Annotated in this window: 3 protein-coding genes and 1 pseudogene; 1 reads left to right on the top strand and 3 read right to left on the bottom strand. The window is 31.2% G+C overall.

Annotated features, from left to right (window positions below; all coding sequences use genetic code 4):
- Positions 1-217: pseudogene (locus P690_RS04045) on the bottom strand (transposase); the annotation flags it as partial.
- 21 nt (positions 218-238) lie between these two features.
- Here P690_RS04045 and P690_RS04385 point away from each other — a divergent pair.
- Positions 239-388 carry a hypothetical protein gene (locus tag P690_RS04385; RefSeq protein WP_156920504.1) on the top strand — a complete coding sequence of 50 codons (150 nt, stop codon included), beginning with the start codon at positions 239-241 and terminating at the stop codon, positions 386-388.
- Between the two features lie 372 nt (positions 389-760).
- On the opposite strand, the gene P690_RS0102570 is transcribed toward P690_RS04385, so the two are convergent.
- Together P690_RS0102570 and P690_RS04630 are read right to left on the bottom strand one after the other, a co-directional pair.
- Positions 761-1,030 (bottom strand): hypothetical protein, encoded by a 270-nt coding sequence (locus P690_RS0102570; protein ID WP_156920503.1) that lies wholly within the window; start codon positions 1,028-1,030, stop codon positions 761-763.
- Positions 999-1,130: a hypothetical protein gene (locus P690_RS04630; protein WP_265736596.1), complete on the bottom strand. Its 132-nt coding sequence runs from the start codon at positions 1,128-1,130 to the stop codon at positions 999-1,001. Before P690_RS04630 ends, P690_RS0102570 begins: the two co-directional genes overlap by 32 nt.
- Between the last annotated feature and the right edge of the window lie 322 nt (positions 1,131-1,452).

Raw genomic sequence — 1,452 nt, 5'->3', positions numbered from 1 at the left:
CTTTAGAAAAAGTAAAGAGTTTTTCTATGTTGTCCATCGCTCTTTCGACAACTTCAACTGCGCGCTTGTTAGAACCGCCTCACTTATTTTTTAAATATTCAAAGCTGTCTTTTGCACTTTCTGTATTGTCTGCGCTATATATGTTTTTTAAGTCTCTTAAAAAATCAGACTTCATAGAATGAGATACATATTTTGCGGCATTTCTAATCATATGAATGTAGTGGTGCCATACTCGTGAGTGGCAACATATCTTAAGAAGTCAATTGGTAGACCATCAAACCCTGGTGCTAAAGCCGATAAGATAACTGGTAAACCAATACGGTCGGTTGGTGTAAACCCTTTAAATGGTCCTCAACTACTTGGTATTGATATGCACCATCATTATTAACTGTTCTTTGAACGCGTGGACCATTTAAGTTTCTTAATAAGTGAGGGTATTTCTTAATAACTTTTTTAATTAAGTTGTTATATACAGATATATAAACTTGGTAAGTTCTAGCATCTAAACCTGTTAAAGGCTTACCTTGAGCATCCTTTGCTTGAATATCAACAGGGGTATAGAATAACGAAACAGGATCAATTCCTCCGTTATAACCGATCGCTTTAAGAAAATCATCAAATCCTTCAGGAGAGAAATCATTTGCTTTGTTTGCGAAAAATTCTAATTACGTGGTTGTTGTTGTATCTGTTGATGAATCTTCTAAATTAACTTTTAAGTTGTATTCTTGAGTTTTAGGATTGTTGGTTTTTTCAAAACTAGTTACTTTATAACTTTAGCTTTTTGTTCTTGATAAGTTGCTAATGACCTTAGTTCTGAATTTTTATTAATTGCTTCGATTAGCAATTTGTAAAAGTGGTTGGTATTATTGCTATCTTGATATAAGAAGAATTGATTACCAACATATGAATCCATATCATAGAAATCTAAGAAGCTATCAAAATTATCTTTATAAGAAGATAATAGTGTTTTATATGAGATGAATTCAGTATCAGATAAATTACTCATCTGAATAATTACATCTTTTTTCATCTTGTTGACCTGGTTTAACTAACTTAAAGTTAATTGTAGGATCAGTAGTTCCAGTAGCAACATCAACACTAGCAACATCTTTAATTTCATACGTTTGCAAATCAGATAGTTTTAAACTAGATAGTGATGGATATCGCGCTTTTAATTTGTTAAGATCATCTTCACTAAAGTCTTTATTAACAAATAAAGGCTTATAGAAAGAGATTCTTTGTAATTCATCTTTATTGTTAACAATCTGAATTGGGTTACCTAAATAAACTTTAAAGGTTTGTCCTTTCAGTTTATCAGCGCGATAGATTTCGCCAAAAGCTGATGGGTCTTGACCCCTTTGAATATCATTTTTTAATACGCTTTATAAAGCAATATTATTTAAGAATGTATCTAATGTAGGTTTATCGACTTCTTTAGTAAATACACTATAA

The sequence above is a fragment of the Mycoplasma imitans ATCC 51306 genome (genome assembly GCF_000518305.1).
GTDB lineage: Bacteria > Bacillota_I > Bacilli_A > Mycoplasmatales > Mycoplasmoidaceae > Mycoplasmoides > Mycoplasmoides imitans.
The sequence above is the reverse complement of the archived record's forward strand: the minus strand, read 5'-3'. Positions and strand labels throughout refer to the sequence as shown.